The sequence below is a fragment of the Pseudomonas sp. W5-36 genome (genome assembly GCF_046540455.1).
Lineage (GTDB): Bacteria > Pseudomonadota > Gammaproteobacteria > Pseudomonadales > Pseudomonadaceae > Aquipseudomonas > Aquipseudomonas graminis_B.
This window is the reverse complement of record NZ_JAXCIQ010000006.1, coordinates 134,281-149,651: the sequence shown is the minus strand read 5'-3', so window position 1 is coordinate 149,651 and position 15,371 is coordinate 134,281. Positions and strand designations below refer to the sequence as shown.

At 55.7% G+C, this 15,371-nt stretch carries 13 protein-coding genes and 1 pseudogene; 11 read left to right on the top strand and 3 right to left on the bottom strand.

Annotated features, from left to right (window positions below; genetic code table 11):
* Positions 1 to 68: 68 nt before the first annotated feature.
* Together SLW74_RS13225 and SLW74_RS13220 are read left to right on the top strand one after the other, a co-directional pair.
* Positions 69 to 1,550, top strand: a pseudogene (locus tag SLW74_RS13225) (ATP-binding protein); the annotation flags it as partial.
* Complete coding sequence (locus SLW74_RS13220) at positions 1,547 to 2,014, top strand: GNAT family N-acetyltransferase (RefSeq protein WP_369318112.1); 468 nt, start codon at positions 1,547 to 1,549, stop codon at positions 2,012 to 2,014. The pseudogene SLW74_RS13225 and the gene SLW74_RS13220, both read left to right, overlap by 4 nt.
* Positions 2,015 to 2,036: 22 nt before the next feature.
* On the opposite strand, the gene SLW74_RS13215 is transcribed toward SLW74_RS13220, so the two are convergent.
* Complete coding sequence (locus SLW74_RS13215; protein ID WP_065991736.1) at positions 2,037 to 2,978, bottom strand: LysR family transcriptional regulator; 942 nt, start codon at positions 2,976 to 2,978, stop codon at positions 2,037 to 2,039.
* 106 nt (positions 2,979 to 3,084) lie between these two features.
* Between SLW74_RS13215 and SLW74_RS13210 the strand changes: the two genes are divergently transcribed.
* Positions 3,085 to 4,269: an MFS transporter gene (locus SLW74_RS13210; RefSeq protein WP_410929154.1), complete on the top strand. Its 1,185-nt coding sequence runs from the start codon at positions 3,085 to 3,087 to the stop codon at positions 4,267 to 4,269.
* A gap of 146 nt (positions 4,270 to 4,415) precedes the next feature.
* Here the strand turns inward: SLW74_RS13210 and SLW74_RS13205 are convergent, their stop codons facing one another.
* Entirely contained in the window at positions 4,416 to 4,829 is a 414-nt protein-coding gene (locus tag SLW74_RS13205; protein WP_296306249.1) for a winged helix-turn-helix transcriptional regulator, read from the bottom strand.
* 83 nt (positions 4,830 to 4,912) lie between these two features.
* Here SLW74_RS13205 and SLW74_RS13200 point away from each other — a divergent pair, with 83 nt between their 5' ends.
* The 4 genes from SLW74_RS13200 (at position 4,913) to SLW74_RS13185 (ending at position 7,698) form a co-directional block, all read left to right on the top strand.
* On the top strand, positions 4,913 to 5,770 hold the full coding sequence (locus SLW74_RS13200; RefSeq protein ID WP_410929153.1) for an SDR family oxidoreductase: 858 nt from the start codon (positions 4,913 to 4,915) through the stop codon (positions 5,768 to 5,770).
* A gap of 117 nt (positions 5,771 to 5,887) precedes the next feature.
* Positions 5,888 to 6,196, top strand: coding sequence for an RcnB family protein (locus SLW74_RS13195; protein WP_065991480.1), 309 nt, complete (start codon positions 5,888 to 5,890; stop codon positions 6,194 to 6,196).
* A gap of 84 nt (positions 6,197 to 6,280) precedes the next feature.
* A complete protein-coding gene (locus tag SLW74_RS13190; protein WP_065991479.1) occupies positions 6,281 to 6,601 on the top strand; it encodes an RcnB family protein in 321 nt (106 codons plus the stop codon).
* Between the two features lie 167 nt (positions 6,602 to 6,768).
* On the top strand, positions 6,769 to 7,698 hold the full coding sequence (locus tag SLW74_RS13185; RefSeq protein WP_192131106.1) for an AEC family transporter: 930 nt from the start codon (positions 6,769 to 6,771) through the stop codon (positions 7,696 to 7,698).
* Positions 7,699 to 7,779: 81 nt separating this feature from the next.
* On the opposite strand, the gene SLW74_RS13180 is transcribed toward SLW74_RS13185, so the two are convergent.
* Positions 7,780 to 8,700, bottom strand: a complete 921-nt coding sequence (locus tag SLW74_RS13180; protein WP_410929152.1) for a serine hydrolase domain-containing protein — start codon at positions 8,698 to 8,700, stop codon at positions 7,780 to 7,782.
* A gap of 166 nt (positions 8,701 to 8,866) precedes the next feature.
* Between SLW74_RS13180 and SLW74_RS13175 the strand changes: the two genes are divergently transcribed.
* The 4 genes from SLW74_RS13175 to SLW74_RS13160 all read left to right on the top strand — a co-directional run bounded on the left by SLW74_RS13175 (position 8,867) and on the right by SLW74_RS13160 (position 15,180).
* The gene (locus SLW74_RS13175; RefSeq protein WP_410929151.1) at positions 8,867 to 11,014 is read left to right on the top strand and encodes a hypothetical protein; all 2,148 of its coding nucleotides are present in this window, start codon (positions 8,867 to 8,869) and stop codon (positions 11,012 to 11,014) included.
* 8 nt (positions 11,015 to 11,022) lie between these two features.
* A complete protein-coding gene (locus tag SLW74_RS13170; RefSeq protein WP_410929150.1) occupies positions 11,023 to 13,176 on the top strand; it encodes a hypothetical protein in 2,154 nt (717 codons plus the stop codon).
* The gene (locus tag SLW74_RS13165) at positions 13,157 to 13,705 is read left to right on the top strand and encodes a hypothetical protein (RefSeq protein ID WP_410929149.1); all 549 of its coding nucleotides are present in this window, start codon (positions 13,157 to 13,159) and stop codon (positions 13,703 to 13,705) included. Before SLW74_RS13170 ends, SLW74_RS13165 begins: the two co-directional genes overlap by 20 nt.
* A gap of 107 nt (positions 13,706 to 13,812) precedes the next feature.
* Positions 13,813 to 15,180 (top strand): tyrosine-type recombinase/integrase, encoded by a 1,368-nt coding sequence (locus SLW74_RS13160; RefSeq protein ID WP_410929148.1) that lies wholly within the window; start codon positions 13,813 to 13,815, stop codon positions 15,178 to 15,180.
* Positions 15,181 to 15,371: the final 191 nt, after the last annotated feature.

The following is a 15,371-nucleotide window of genomic DNA, read 5'->3' as shown; positions in this document are numbered from 1 at the left end:
AACGGTTTACGTTGTTGCTTCCCAAGAATGGACTTCTCTCACCAAATCATCATATCGCGTACTATTGCGCCGTTATCGGGATGCTCGAGCTGGCCCTGAAGCGTGCCGACCACGGCCATCTGGACCGCCCGGCCATCGAAGTGGCCTACAGCTCGGCGAAGGATTTGCTCGAACTGATCGGCGATATCCTCGACATCGCGCGCATCGAGTCGGGGCGACTGAGCCTGAGCCCCGAGCGCGCCAACCTGCGCCAGCTGGTCGAATCCGTGGTGCGGGTGTTCGACGGTCTGGCCCGGCAGAAAAGCCTCACCCTGGCCCTGGATCTGGACGCGCGGACCAACACCGATGTGCTGATCGACCCGCTGCGCTTCAAGCAGATCCTCTCCAATCTCATCAGCAACGCCATCAAGTTCACCGAAATGGGTCAGGTCAAGATCACCCTGCAGACCGAAGCCGGCCGCAGCCCCCAGCAAATGCGCGTGCAAGTGGTGATTCACGACAGCGGCATCGGCATCACCGAGCAGGACCAGCAGCGGCTGTTTGCGCCCTTCTCTCAGGTCGATCAATCCGGGCAACTGGCGCGCACCGGCGCCGGCCTGGGTCTGGTGATCTGTCGAAGCCTGTGCGAAATGATGGGCGGAAAGCTGACGCTGAGCAGCCGCCCCGGGGATGGCACGCGCATCGAAATGACCTTCGAGTTCACCACCCTGGAGCCGCTGGAGGCGAAAAGCATCGCCCGTGAAGCGGTCACCCATGCCTCGGGACAGCTGCATATTCTGATCGTCGACGACCACCCGGCGAACCGTCTGCTGCTGTTCGAGCAACTGTGCTTCCTCGGGCACCGCTGCGACATGGCGCTTCAGGGTGCCGAAGCGCTGGAACGCTGGCGTGCAGAGCGTTTCGATCTGGTGATCGCGGACTGCAACATGCCGGTAATGAACGGCTACGACCTCACCCGGGCCATCCGTCAGCTGGAGCAAACCGAGGCGCGTCCGCGCTGCACCGTACTGGGCTACACCGCCAATGCGCAGCCGGAGGAAAAGCAACGCTGCCGTGATGCCGGGATGGATGACTGCCTGTTCAAACCCATCAGCCTGACCGCGCTGAACGACCGCCTGCGCAAGGTCATGCCGCTGCGGCCTTCGTCTGCGCCGGGCACGCTCCCGTCCCTGTCCGCTCTGCCGCCCCAGGCTGTGTTCGACCCGCACACCATCGAAGCGTTGACCGGTGGCAGGGCCGACATGAATGAGCGACTACTGGATCAGCTGATCGCCAGCATGCATCAGGACCGCGCCGAGCTGAACGCGACCACGCTGCCGAGCCAGCTGAAAGACATCGGCCACAAGGTGCGCGGCGCCGCGAACATCATTTCGGCAACCGCGGTCATTCAAGGCTGCGAAGCGCTGGAAGCGGCCTGCGAGGCCGACGCGCCGGAGGCCATTGTCGGCGAGCGGCAGTCTGCACTCAATGCGGCGATGGGCGCGCTGGAGCAGGCGCTGGTGGCTTATCGCGGGAAAGCGCCCGCGTCACAGGCAGGGCCGCAGGTATGAAGCTGATCGCGATGAACGCGGCTGATTTTCAGGGGTTTGCTGCCCGTTCGGTCGCCGGGTACGCCCGGGACATTGCGCGGACCTACGGGCTGCCTGATGCGCTGGCCTGCACAAGCGCAAACGCTGACTTCAATGAACTGTTGGAGGACGGTCTGGACACCGAGGGGCATTACTTCTACCGCGTGTGCAACGCCGATGGCACTGAGGTGGGCAGCCTCTGGATAGGGATTGTGGAGAACCCGCCGTTGCCCACCCGACTGTTCGTCTACGACCTGGAAATTGATCAGGCCTTCAGAGGTCAGGGTCTGGGCAGGCAGGCACTGAGCGCCGTCGAAGCGTGGGCCCTCGAGCGCGGCATTCGGCGTCTGGAGTTGAACGTGTTTTCGGACAACGTTGCCGCGCGGACGCTCTACGAGACCTCGGGGATGGCGGTCTGCGAGATGACCATGGGCAAGGATTTATAGCCCGCCACTGTGTGCGCCCGGATCAGGCCGGCCCGGCAGCAGAATCGACGCTGCCGTACGGCGCCAGATGCTCGCTGAGGTACTTGAGCAGAATGCTGACCTTCGGCAGCGCCTCTCGGGCTTTCAGCCAGACCAGGTTCATCGGCAGTCCATCGGTCGCAAGCTCCGGGAGCACTTCCACCAGCCGACCTTCGTTGAGGTGGGTCTGCACCAGCCAGGTCGGCAACTGAGCGATGCCATGGCCTTCCAGCGTGGCCGACACCTCCCCCTCCCCGTCGCCCACGGCAATGCGCGGATGAATGACCCGACGCTCCTGATCTCCCGGCACGCGCCCGCGAAAATACCAGGGTCCGACCTGCCCGTCGGACTGGCCGTAGGCGATGCAGTGATGATGCTCGAGATCGGCGTCGGTCTGCGGCCGACCGTGCTCGGCGATATAACTCGGCGCGGCACAGAAGACCAGTCGCTGGGCGCCGATGAACCGATGCCCCAGCCCCGCGGCCCAGGCGTCGCGCCCACCGATCCTGACCACAATATCGATGCCTTCATGCACCGGATCGACAAACCGGTCAGAGAACGAAATATGCGGTTGCAGCAGCGGGTACTCTTTGACGAAATTGAGAATCAGCGGCAACACATGGAGACGCCCGTAGGACGCGGGCAAATCAATCCGCACCCGGCCATGGGGTTCATGCCGCTCCGAGGCGAGGGCCAGCTCGGCTTCTTCGAGGTCTGCCAGCACGCCGCTGCAGGTGGCGTAGAACTTCACACCGGCTTCGGTGAGGGACAACCGCCGGGTGGTGCGGTTGAACAAACGCTGGCCCAACCGCTGTTCCAGGCGGGCGATGCCTTTGCTGACCGCCGAGGCTGTCAGGTTCAGCTTGAGTGCGGCATTGGCGAAGCTGCCGAAATCGGCCACTGCCACAAATACGTCAATGCCTTTGAGACGCTCGGAGGAGAACAACGCGAACACCATTACTGAATTGGATTCGCGATAGTAAGTCATTTATGTCACGGATGAGAATACAGATCTCCAATAGGCTATGGCATCGTCTTTTGGAGCTTCACCTATGCAACCCTCACACTCCGCACCGGCGTCAGCGCCGGATGCCACGTCTCGGTCAGGGATACAGATCCTGATCATGGCGATCGCCGCCTTCATCATCGTCACCACTGAGTTCCTGATCGTCGGACTGCTTCCGGCGATGGCACACGACCTCGGTGTCTCCATCGCCGTGGCCGGCCAAGTGGTGACGCTGTTCGCCTTTACCGTGATGCTGTTCGGGCCGTTCCTCACGGCAAAACTGGCCGGCGTGGAACGCAAAAAGCTGTTCACCATCATCCTGCTGGTGTTTGCCGCCTCCAACGTGCTGGCGGCGCTGTCCACCAACATTTGGGTCATGGCCCTCGCGCGCTTTATTCCGGCGCTGGGCCTGCCCGTGTTCTGGGGCACGGCCAGCGAAACCGCCGGACAACTGGCAGCACCCGGCAAGTCGGGTCAGGCGGTGTCGCGGGTTTACCTGGGCATTTCCGCCGCCCTGGTGTTCGGCGTACCGCTGGGCACCGTCGCCGCCGATACCCTCGGCTGGCGCGGCAGCTTCTGGGTGCTGGCCGTTATCTCCCTGGTCATCGCCATCCTGATGCAGCTGTGCATGCCGACCTTGCCCTCCTCGCCGGCCAAGCACGGCGAGAAGCAGACCGACATTCTGATACAGCCGCGCTTTCTCGCCCACGTGTTGCTGTCCGTGCTGGCGTTCACCGCGATGTTCACGGCCTACACCTACCTGGCCGATATCCTCCAGACCCTGGCCGGCGTGCCGACCAATCAAGTGGGCTGGTGGCTGATGGGCTTCGGCGCGGTCGGCATGATCGGCAACCAATGGGGCGGAAAGTTGGTCGACCGCAGCCCGCTGGGCGCGATGGTGCTGTTTCTGGTGATTCTGAGTGTCGGCATGGCCGCCGCCATTCCACTGGCCACTGATCATATCTGGCTGATCGCCGCGCTGGTGCTGTGGGGCGTTGCGTATACCGCACTGTTCCCGGTGTGCCAGGTGCGTGTGATGCAGGCCGGCTCCAAGGCTCAGGCGCTGGCGGCGACCATGAATATCTCGGCGGCTAACGCCGGTATCGGTTTGGGTGCGATCTTTGGTGGCCTGGGCATTGGCCACTTCGGACTTGGGTCGCTCGGCTGGATCGCGACCGGGATCGCCGCCCTGGCGATTGTGGTTGCGCTGTTGATGATGCGTAAGCGTTAAGCGTCTGGTCGGTCTGTAGACCGACTGCACGTTGGTTTGGCTGGCAGTGAAGCGAGGGTGGGCTGCTGCCTGGCCAGGCAGAACGCGCAGAGTCGGGATGCCGCTTTTTGAGCGCGGCATCCCGCCTCTGCAACGAGAAGCACCGCTCACTCCAGCGCCGGTGCTTTCCCTTCCCGCGCCGCCAGAATGCGCGACAGATTTTCCTCGATCCAGGACGTTAACCCGTCCATCTGCAAGGCGACCTCCTCGCCCATCGCGGTCAAACGGTATTCGACGTGGGGCGGCACCACCGGCAGCGCTTTGCGATCGACAAACCCATCTTGTTCCAGGCTCTGCAGCGTCTGCGACAGCATCTTTTCGCTGACCCCGCCGATCTTGCGCCGCAGCTCGCTGAACCGGTGCATGCCGTCCAGCAACACCACCAGCACCAACACCCCCCAGCGGCTGCACACATGATTGAGGATTTCCCGCGACGGGCAATCCCGGGCCAGCACCTCACCGGTACGGATTCGCTCGAGCAACGAGACGCTCCCGGCAGAGGGAGGGGACATATCGTTCATGACACTTACCTTTTCGTACGTACTTACGAAAGGTTAGCACGGTGACTATGCTGATCGCTCAATCACTTCTCTCGGGAATCATCATGATCGTCATCACCGGTGCCTCAGGCCAGCTTGGCCGCCTCGTCATCGCTCAACTGCTCGAAACCGTGCCTGCCTCGCAGATCGTCGCGGCCGTCCGTGACCCGGAAAAAGTGGCCGACCTTGCTGCCCAGGGCGTGCAGGTTCGCCAGGCCGATTATTCGCAGCCGGACACGCTCGACCGCGCCTTCGAAGGCGCCGAGAAGGTCCTGCTGATCTCGTCCAGTGAAGTAGGCCAGCGCGTGGCTCAGCATCGCGCGGTGATCGATGCCGCCCAACGCGCCGGTGTCAAACTGCTGGGCTACACCAGCGTGCTGCATGCCGACTCCTCGGCGCTGGGCCTGGCTGAAGAACATCAGCAGACCGAGGCGGCGCTGGCGCAGTCCGTCGTTCCGGCGGTGGTGTTGCGCAACGGCTGGTACCACGAAAATTACACGGCCGGCGTCGCCCACGCGGTGGCGAACGGCGCGCATTACGGCAGCGCGGGCGAAGGCCGGATCAGCTCCGCCGCGCGGTTGGACTATGCCGCGGCGGCGGCCATGGTGCTGACTTCGCCTGACGATCAGGCCGGCAAGGTGTATGAACTGGCCGGCGACGAGTCTTACACGCTGAAGGAATTCGCCGCTGAAATCGCGCAGCAATCCGGCAAGCCTGTCGTCTACACCGATCTTCCAGAGGCCGATTACAAGGCTGCGCTGCTGCACGCCGGGCTGCCGGCATTCGTCGCCGAGTTGCTCGCCAACTCCGATGCCGCCGCGGCCAAAGGTGCGCTGTTCGACAACGGTCGGCAGTTGAGCCGTCTGATTGGCCGGCCGACCATGCCGTTGTCGGCCAGCGTTGCCGATGCGCTGTCCCTTTGATATTCGTGACCGCCGCCCACCAGAACGGGCGGCACGCCAGCACCTGCACTGAATGATTTGCGCGGCCCACGGTCGGAACTAATGACAGCGCACCACGCGCTGGCCAAGGAGTTTCGAATGAACAGCAAATCGCTCATTGCCGGTCTGGCGATTCTGGGTAGCATTTCCGTTGCGAGTTTCACGGTGCAGGCCGCCAATGCAACGGAGCCGACCATTCAACCTTCCAGAGACAACATGCGGGAGCTCGAAGTCGGCAGCCGATCGCCGCAGGAATTTCAGCGCCCGGATGCAGCGCTGAAGGACTGGAAAGCCAAGGGCCTGGAAGAACCGGCCAAGATGAGTCAATGGGTGCGCATCAACAACAAATACGTTGAAGTGCAGACCACCAATGGCCAGATCACCAAGATTGTCCCGATCGAGAAATAAGTCGGGGCAGCGACCCAGCGCGCCGGGTTTGCGTGGCGCGCACCATCTCTTGAAGAACTTATAAGAACGACCAGAGGAATTCCCATGAACATGAAGAAACTGATGGCCTGCGCGGCCGTGTTTACTTGTTTGGGCGGGGCCAGCTTCGCCGCGGCGGCACAGACCCCTGCGACGAAAAGCGTGCAGGCAGAACACACCAATGAGCAGTACAAGGTGGGCGACACCACCCATGACCTGTACAAAGACGAGCGCGTCGGCGTCAAGGACTGGGAAGGCAAGGGCCTGCACGCACCAAAGGAAGGTACCCAATGGGTGTTGATCAGCGACAAATATGCGCTGATCAACATGGAAGACGGCAAGGTCCTCGACATCGCGCCGGGCAACCTCAAACCGCTGAAAAAGTAACGACCGCAACGCCCGTCACCGTGCCCGACACCCGTCGGGCATCGCTTTGCCAGCACCCTGTCCAAACGCCCGCCCCCGCTGCTTTTCGCTGACAAGAAAGGTTGCACCCTGGCGATGGCGCCCTCTACTCTGCGCCTCTCGTTTGTTGCGCCATAGGCCCGGGTTCGATGTCTTCCGTTTTGAATGTCTTGCTGCCGATCTTCGCGCTCATCTTGGTGGGCTACCTCTGTCGCCGCACCAACCGCCTCGGACCGACCGCCGCGTCTGAAATCAATCGAATGGTGGTCTGGCTGTGCTTGCCGGCGCTGCTGTTCACCGCCACAGCCCACGCCACCTGGGCACAGATCTGGCACCCGGGCTTCGTGCTGACCTTCACCCTGTCGACCCTCGCGATGTTCGTCATGACCTTACTGCTGCGGCGCCGCAAGGCCGGCCATTTCGCCGATGCCAGCATTGATGCCCTCAGCGCGTCCTATGCCAACACCGGCTACATCGGCATTCCGTTGTGCGTCATGGTGCTGGGGCAGGAAGGCCTGGAACCGGCCCTCATCGCCTCGTTGCTGGTGGTCTGCGTGGTATTCGGCATCGCCTTGGTGTGCATCGAAGTCGGCCTGCAAAGCGAGGCCCGGGTGCACCGCATCGTCCTCAAAGTGCTGTTGGCGCTGGCGAAAAACCCGCTGGTGGTGTCGCCCATCCTCGGCGCCTGCTGGGCATCGACCGGCGTGGCATTGCCCGGCGCGCTGGATACATTCCTCAGCCTGCTGGGGGCTGCGACGACACCCTGCGCGCTGATTTCCTTGGGACTGTTTCTCGCCCAAAAGCAGCAAGGCCCGCGCGAGGGCACGACGTTGCTGGTGCTGATCAAACTGATCGCTCACCCCCTGCTCACCTGGTTTCTGGCGTATCGGGTGTTCCACCTGCCGCCGCTGTGGGCCAACTCTGCCCTGCTGTTGAGCGCCCTGCCCACCGGCACCGGGCCGTTCATGCTGGCCGAGTACTACAAGCGCGAGGCGTCGGTGGTGTCGAGCACGATCCTGATCTCGACGCTGGGCTCGCTGGTCACGCTGTCGCTGTGCATTTATTACATCAACGGATGAGGTGCCCATGCCCGCCTCTTGGCAGGCAAACGCGCGCCTGCAGGTCAGGCGTGCGCGGTGGGGCCAGCGATGCATACAAGGTCACTTCAACGCCGTGACCACCGCATCGAAGAAGGCCATCGGGTCGATGGGCTCTTTGTCCACCGGCTTGGGCTGTGCGCCGAAGGTGACGATCACGACGTTATTGGCCGGGTTGACGTAGATGTTCTGGCCCTGGATGCCGACCGCCGAATAGGCGCCGTCTTTGACGGAGGGCGCGGTCCAGGCGGTCCACCACATGTAGCCGTAATCCAGGCTTTTGCCGCCCTTGAGGGTGGTCGGCAGCGTCGCTTCCCTGACCCAGCCGTCGGGCAGAATCGAGGTGCCGTTGATCTTGCCGTCGTTCATGAAGAACAGCCCGAAGCGCCCGTAATCCCGTAGCGTGGCGCTGATGCCGCTGCCGCCGATCTCCACGCCGTCAGGCGAGTCCAGCCACCAGGTGGCGTCGCTTTCCATGCCGAACGGCTGCCAGATCTTCTTCGACAGGTACTCGGCCAGCGGCATCTTCACCGCACCCCGCACAATCTCGCCGAGAACCTGGGTTTCACCGGTGCTGTAGTTGTTCACCGTGCCGGGCTCGGCAGCGCGCGGCAGGCTTGCCATCAGCGCCATGGCCGAGTGAGGCTGCTGGGAAATCTGCGCCTTGAGCAACGCCCGCCGGTCCGAAGCCGGATCGGTGTAGGTCTCGTTCCACTTCACCCCCGACGACATCATCAGCACGTTGCGCACGGTCACCCCGTCGTAGGCGCTGCCTTTGAGGGCCGGCACGTAGTCGACCACCTGGGCGTCAAGGCCCTTGATCAGGCCATCCCTGATCGCCGCCGCCGTCAGGGTCGAGGTGATGGACTTGGCCATCGACATCGACATCCAGCGGGTCTTTTCAGTGTTGCCGCGCTGGTAGGTTTCGAAGACGATCTTGCCGTCCTTGATCACCAGCATCGCGGTAATACTGTCCAGCGCCACGAAGTCATAGAGGTCGTACTTTTTGCCGTCGGTTTTCTAGACAGACATTCAACCCCACCTATTTTTCATATGTAGATCAGCGGCTTAGAAACAAGCTGACACCAGAGATTTGACACCACGCCATGCTGACCTACCCTCACCCACAATGGTAGAGGGGGAAGGCTTCATGGCTGATGTTGTCACTTGGGCAAACTGCATACGGGCGGAGCGCGGGCAAATACACATCGCGTACTACCACCCAACAAACAGCAAAAGACAGGTCTCCTCTGTGATTGAAATACCCATCAAGCTTCTCGACGCGGAAGTAACTATATTGTGTGAAGAGCTTGAGAATTTCATCATCGGAAAATCGCAATCCAGCGCTGGCACAGCGGTTTATATTTTTAATCGGATCGCTAACTTCCTTCGCACTGAAGGCGCACCAATACCCGCAGCGGGCAGTTCAGACTGGCAGATCTTTCTGTTCGACTTCTTCGATCACTTCATGCTTCGCTCGAAGTCATATGTGCTAAAGAAAGCGTCAAAGGTTCGCTTATGGGCAGTCGCAAGGCGCTACTTTAAGCAACTGCAAACCAACAACATCATACCTGAAAACACACTACTCCCCACGTCTCAACCACATAAAAATTCGCTGAATATGATAGGCGGAGTTTCACCAACTTTAAATAAAGAAAAGAAAGTAACACTCCCAAAGTCAGCCAGTGAGATATTCCCCAAGAAATTCTTAATCAGCAATGACGCACATCTAACGAGCGATGAATTTTTAGACACTTTAATGAGCCGTTTAACAGCAGCCAATACAGCACTGATAACTGGATGCTCGGAATACTGGATCAACTTAAAAAAATGCCACGCGCTCGGCGACGAGTTGATCTCAACCATCGACCCATCAGAGCTTAAAGACATTATTGAATCCAAGCTTACATACACTCTTAAACATCACCCGGCCAACCCGCAGAAACCACTAGGAATTAACTGGCTTTTGGCTGCCGCCAAATATTGTTTCTTGAATTATAATTTTACTGCAATGTCATTAACCGAGCTAAAAAGATTTCCATTTTTTAAGGGTATTGCAACAAATGTTGCTGTATGTGTTAATATTCAAAAGGCGCTCGACAACCTAGTCCAACCGTTTATGAACAGTACTGTGTCGGGAAACGAAGGCTTTTTGAGATTGATGGGGCTTTTGAACGCACGGGATTGCACTGCGGCCTGCGCAATACTGATCAAGGAAAATCCAAACTTTACGTCGGAGGGCTTGCAACAGTCTAATTTACTGAACGTGAACGACAAGCCATACATTTTCTCGGACGGCGATTTTAGCCTGCAGATTTTTGGTATAGAAAAACCGCGTGCATCGGCGAGAAAGGTATCAGTGCTGCCGCCTTTGAGCAGAATGATAATAGAAGATGTTATAAGCTGCACAGCAACGTTGCGTGCAAAGCTAAAAGAGGATGGGGACAGCAATTATCGAAAGTTATTCATAATCAGCAGCAATAAAGGTTTTACTAACTCGACGATTATGAGTGCCACCCTCGCATCCAAGAGGGGAAATACACTTTATAATGAGATAAAACGGCACCTTGAAAGTGCCGGCGTGGAGAAGTCCTTGTTCGCGCTGCAAAATATCAGAGCTAACCAAGGCATTCTGCGCTTTTTACAAACCGGCAGTTTCTACAGCGTCGCACTGACGCTAGGCAATACGCCGATTGTCGCCCAAAGGCATTATATTCCCTCATGGATTGCGGAACGCTGGGCTAGAAGAGTAGCCCGTGTATTTGCTCACAAACTGGTGATCGTCGCTACACATGGAAAGCCGTGGCAGATGGAGGCGAGTGACTGTGAGGATGCGCAAACCCTTCTATCCTTCGTGACCCGGATTATCACCGAGGCACAGACCAAGGACGACGCCCTATCCCACATGATCAGAAACATGGAATCAACTGGAACACCGCTAGCAAACGAAGTCTTTAAACCATTGATTCGCCACGGTTTGCAAATAAAGTTAGACCCAGAAAGCCTGGGAGCACTCTACACCTATGTGGAGATGCTAGACAGAAACAGTCAAGAGCTAAACACACCAGATCCGAGCACAGGGCTTACTCCACAAAGTCTAGTTGAACTTGCTAACCTTATGAAATATGCGGCACGTGATCCTGAGTTCGGAAATCATGCTGAATGGGCTGTTATGAGTCATTTGCAAGGAAAATCTCATTTGCAGCTCAAGCTTACACATGAACAAGCAATCATGCATATGGCAAAGCTGCGGTTGAAAATTGAAACCATGTCAGTCACCAGCGGCAGCATACGGTAACGTGTCAAATGAAAAAACCCACTAGCCTCAGCAGCCAAGAAGAATCAGATGATGATGAATACTTTCGTCATCTGTCGAGAATGCAACGAGATCGGGTGACGACGTTAGACTATTCGGTAAAACCAGTATGGATGATTGAGGGCTCTTTAGGGGACGCCAAGTGGATTGCGAAGGGGGCTACCGAAGACGACAGAAATCAGACGATTTATTTTGAGCACTCCCTGCCGGATGGCCGAAAATTAACAGACCCACTATACTCAAAGTTACTCATAAGCATTCAAAAAAACGCAATAGCACTGCGGTCAGGCCGGACAGGAGCGACAGTTGATCCTATCCGGTGGTGGGCGACTATAAATTGGCAAAAAAACCTTTCGAGCTGGTTAGTGCTGCACTCTGAAGATTACGATCCTCAACGCTTTGGCTTCAACAATTTCGACGACAACGCTGTAAAGATCCTGATGGCCGAGCTTGCAGACGGAAACTGGGCCACTGCTTTGCGATACACAGAACGATTCCTAGCCTTTATGCACATGGATATCTATGGCACTCTCGCTCCTGACCAGATTCTTATATCACCATTTGAGCTGCCTCCTCAATTCATACAAGACGTTTCAAACCACCTCGAACTTCAGGATCATCTTACCAAGAATTTAATTTCTAGAAATTACCTAGCGACTGTATTGACTGCAGATCGTAGAGCTTTCAAGAATGTCCGATTTAGAGCGTTCCTAAGCCAATTTGAAGATGACGTTGATGCTAACACCGTGCTTGTAGGACACTCGCACAGCAGAAGGAATGCAGGCCACAAGCATCTTTTGCATTCAGAAGCCATGCTTCGGCGAAGTACCCAGTCGGCCTTCGCTAACGAACTGGGCCATCTAACACTCTTCATCAAGTGTAACGCGTTGTTTCCAGACCTTATACCAAAACTCAACCTAGATAGAAATGAAATCTCTGCGGCTGTACACGAATCACTTGTAGCTACTCGGCACACTCGGAAGATACCATTGAGCATCGGCATTTCGTTGCTTGCCGGGGCTACGGAATGGATCATGCGCTTTGGCGGCGCGTTTGTCGATGCGATAGTATTCTATGCGAACCAGTGCAGAAATATCGATGAGGGAAGCACGTGGTGTACAAACGAAGCGATTAATAAACGTTTCCACTCCACCAAACTGAGGTTTAGAACACAGGGATACGATGGCTACCCGTGTGTTCCATTGGTGGAAGCGTTGAGCATTTCAACCCTTAACAGCTCTCCTTTACCGGGATTGGGGCTTAGCTTTGTTTCGGGCATGCAGGGTTTTATTGGGGCATGTTTGATTATCTTGGGCATGCTAAAGCCGTTGCGCATGGGTGAAATTTGTCAGCTACCCCGGGATTGCCTTGAATACGAAGATCTAGTCGGCGGCGCTTTAATAAACCACCTTAGCGAAAAGAGCGGCCATGCAGGTGCCAACGACACGATTGTCAGGCCCATCCCCTACATTGCAGCACGAGCAATCCAACTTTTACAATTACTTGGAACGCAACTCGAGCAAGTGTTTCAAACCTCTCCCAAGAAAAAACTGCTTTTTTACTTCCCTAAAGACAAGGGGCTTGGCAAGCCTGGCTCAAGATTGCATTCGGGCCGAATCGACACCTGCCTTAACGCTTTCTGCAACATCTTGGGTCTCCCCAAAGATGAATATGGCCGGAGTTGGCTGATTCGTATTCATGAAGCGCGAAAATTCTATCTCATGACCTTGATTCATCATGAAGGCGAGTCATCGCGCAGCACAGGAAGCTACATGGCCGGACATATGAACACTGGATCCGTAGACGAATACCTTAGTGGAGATATTCCTACTGATGAATTGTTAAACCTAAAAGCCGAATGCATCACCGAAAAACTCATAAAGCTTGAACAGGAAAATCTGCCCCCTGAAGAAAACCAAGGATTAGTAGCGCTTCATGCTGAGGTGAAGCGCAGATTTAACGTCGACTCTATCAGGGGGCGATCACCTAAGGACTACGATCAAATGGTGAGGCAGCTCTTAGCCAATAAAAGCGTTGAGTTACAAACCTATACGATAACCATAAAAAACACTGACGGCGTGATATGGGACAATGAATTCGCAGTTAAATATTTGGAGCACAAAGATGAAAGATTCAAAAGCTGATCATATAGTCAGTAGGTGTAGCTGGCTGACCGAAATAATCCAGGTTCGAAAACTCTCGAATGAGTCCCATCGCAGAGCTCTTGAAACGATGCGTGCTTTCGCTAGTCTCGCAGTGGATGATAGGTTTCATCGGGTTTCGTACAATACGCTAAAACAACACGCGAAATCCTCACATCCTCTCGACAACCCTGCCCATGCGAGTTATTGGAGTCTGATGCTCGCACTGCGTGAAGAGGCAAACGAGATAATAAATGCACCCCCTCCAAAAATACACAAGCTTACGGTCTCGAACGAATTACTGGTAAAACAATCACTATTGCACGCGCATTTATGCAGTACCGCTTATTTAGAAATCTTTAATCATCTTGAGCAATTAGTCGCGCACGACCCATCGCTGAGTGAGCAGACTCAATTCACGGTTACGAAATTTCTGAATCAAGCACGTATAAAATACTCTCAAATTATTAACTCAGAAATCCCTACGTCGGATTCTGAGCTTAAATTAATCGCCGGAGGTAAGCGTAAGTGAAACAGCTATACCGCCTTTTCGAAAACGTCGCACTTCCGTATGCAGCAGACTTAACAGCCCGGCCGAACAGGCAATTACGGACTCGGAAGTACTCTACGTACTGCCTCATGTTCTGGCCTAACGGCAAACCATGCACCCCGATAAATTCATGGCTCGCTAGTATTGCAGATTCCACGACTGGCAGGGAGTCAACTAAAACAGCGGCATCCGAAATCACGCCCCTTGTTAGGTATTGTCACGCCACTGCAGGCTCTTTTGACCAATTCAGCGATAATGACTTATACGCTCTGTACAATATTCTCCTGACAGACGTTAAGCTAAGCAAAGGCATTGCGACTAAAGCTCGTGAGACAAATCAGATCATTGCCATCATGCAAAGAGCGTTAAGCTTCTTAATTTGGTACCAGAATAATGTTCGACCCTCTAGCCTCCCCCCCATCATAGGTGAAGGCAGAGGTGCGCAACTCACAGTTGAGAAAAAAATAAATCGTCGCAATAACTCACTTTATTACTCGCACGCCGCGATACCTGCTCATGCCGCCCCTTCTAATGACAAGCAACCGATCCCTGTAGAACACATAACGAGGATACAAGACGAAGTTTTTAGGATTAGCATTAACGAGGATTCGAAGGTTGGGAGGCGTTCCAATCCTGAACATGCGGCTTATCGGAAAGCCAACCACGCGTATTTATACAACCGCCGCATTTTTATGATGTGGCTAATGGAATTTTGTGGTCTGCGGCCTGAGGAGATGGTGGATATGTCTCTAGAAGCCAATAGAGACCCTTTCAATAAAGGAATCATCATTCTTCCCACCAAGAAGACACGTGAGCTTCCAACTCCAGTTAGACAGCTCCCTATCAATTCAGACGATGCAAATGAAATCGTCTCTTACTTAGAGGAACGTGACGCTTTTGTTCACTATCTGATCACTCAGGGTCGAATCAATACTGATTCGGGCTCAATGTTTCTTTCTGAAAAAGGGCTCCGAATCTCGAAACAATCCCTTGCTAGAGACTTCAAGCGTGTCGCTGAGCGCGCTGGCTTGACGGATGTTAAGATATGTCTTTCTATGTACCGGCACTTATTTATAACACGGCAGATGATCTATCACATTCAAAGTGAGATAAACTCGGCTACTAACAGCTCGAAGGATAAAGTGGCAACCGACAGGATGTTTTTCAGCTTGAGAGATAACCAAGCTTTCATGCTGAAAATCTGTCGTAAAATCACGCCGTTGACTGGGCATAAAAAACCAAGCTCTGTTGAAGCGTATTTCAACGACGCCGTCAAGATTCTTTCTCGTTTTGCGGAGAGCCATGGGGATGTTAAAAACATCAATGATATGCACTCGTCAATGAACTCTTTAGTCCGCATTCGCCATCAGGCTCTGCTAGCCAATAATCATGAAATTGTCCACGAGATCGATGCGATTAAGCATAAATGGAGTATGTTGCGCAGCGCCCATAATTAGCCGCATGGGCCGCCGAGATCTAAATGTTCGCCGCAAACAGATACGGCGCTCGACCCTGAATTCACAGAAGATGCGATGCGAAGCCCGCTTCCCAGCTATATAGCCCCACTCTTTATGTGACAACTGCCTCATATGGCTGATGGCTTTGCGACCAGCGGGCTAAGGAACGTTTGGCAACAAAGCTCAGGCCC

Coding starts and splice junctions, on each gene's coding strand:
- SLW74_RS13165 (WP_410929149.1), top strand. CDS start 13,157: ATGAAAGATTCAAAAGCTGATCATATAGTCAGTAGGTGTAGCTGGCTG.
- SLW74_RS13190 (WP_065991479.1), top strand. CDS start 6,281: ATGAACATGAAGAAACTGATGGCCTGCGCGGCCGTGTTTACTTGTTTG.
- SLW74_RS13195 (WP_065991480.1), top strand. CDS start 5,888: ATGAACAGCAAATCGCTCATTGCCGGTCTGGCGATTCTGGGTAGCATT.
- SLW74_RS13220 (WP_369318112.1), top strand. CDS start 1,547: ATGAAGCTGATCGCGATGAACGCGGCTGATTTTCAGGGGTTTGCTGCC.
- SLW74_RS13200 (WP_410929153.1), top strand. CDS start 4,913: ATGATCGTCATCACCGGTGCCTCAGGCCAGCTTGGCCGCCTCGTCATC.
- SLW74_RS13175 (WP_410929151.1), top strand. CDS start 8,867: ATGGCTGATGTTGTCACTTGGGCAAACTGCATACGGGCGGAGCGCGGG.
- SLW74_RS13160 (WP_410929148.1), top strand. CDS start 13,813: ATGTTCTGGCCTAACGGCAAACCATGCACCCCGATAAATTCATGGCTC.
- SLW74_RS13210 (WP_410929154.1), top strand. CDS start 3,085: ATGCAACCCTCACACTCCGCACCGGCGTCAGCGCCGGATGCCACGTCT.
- SLW74_RS13205 (WP_296306249.1), bottom strand. CDS start 4,829: ATGAACGATATGTCCCCTCCCTCTGCCGGGAGCGTCTCGTTGCTCGAG.
- SLW74_RS13185 (WP_192131106.1), top strand. CDS start 6,769: ATGTCTTCCGTTTTGAATGTCTTGCTGCCGATCTTCGCGCTCATCTTG.
- SLW74_RS13170 (WP_410929150.1), top strand. CDS start 11,023: ATGAAAAAACCCACTAGCCTCAGCAGCCAAGAAGAATCAGATGATGAT.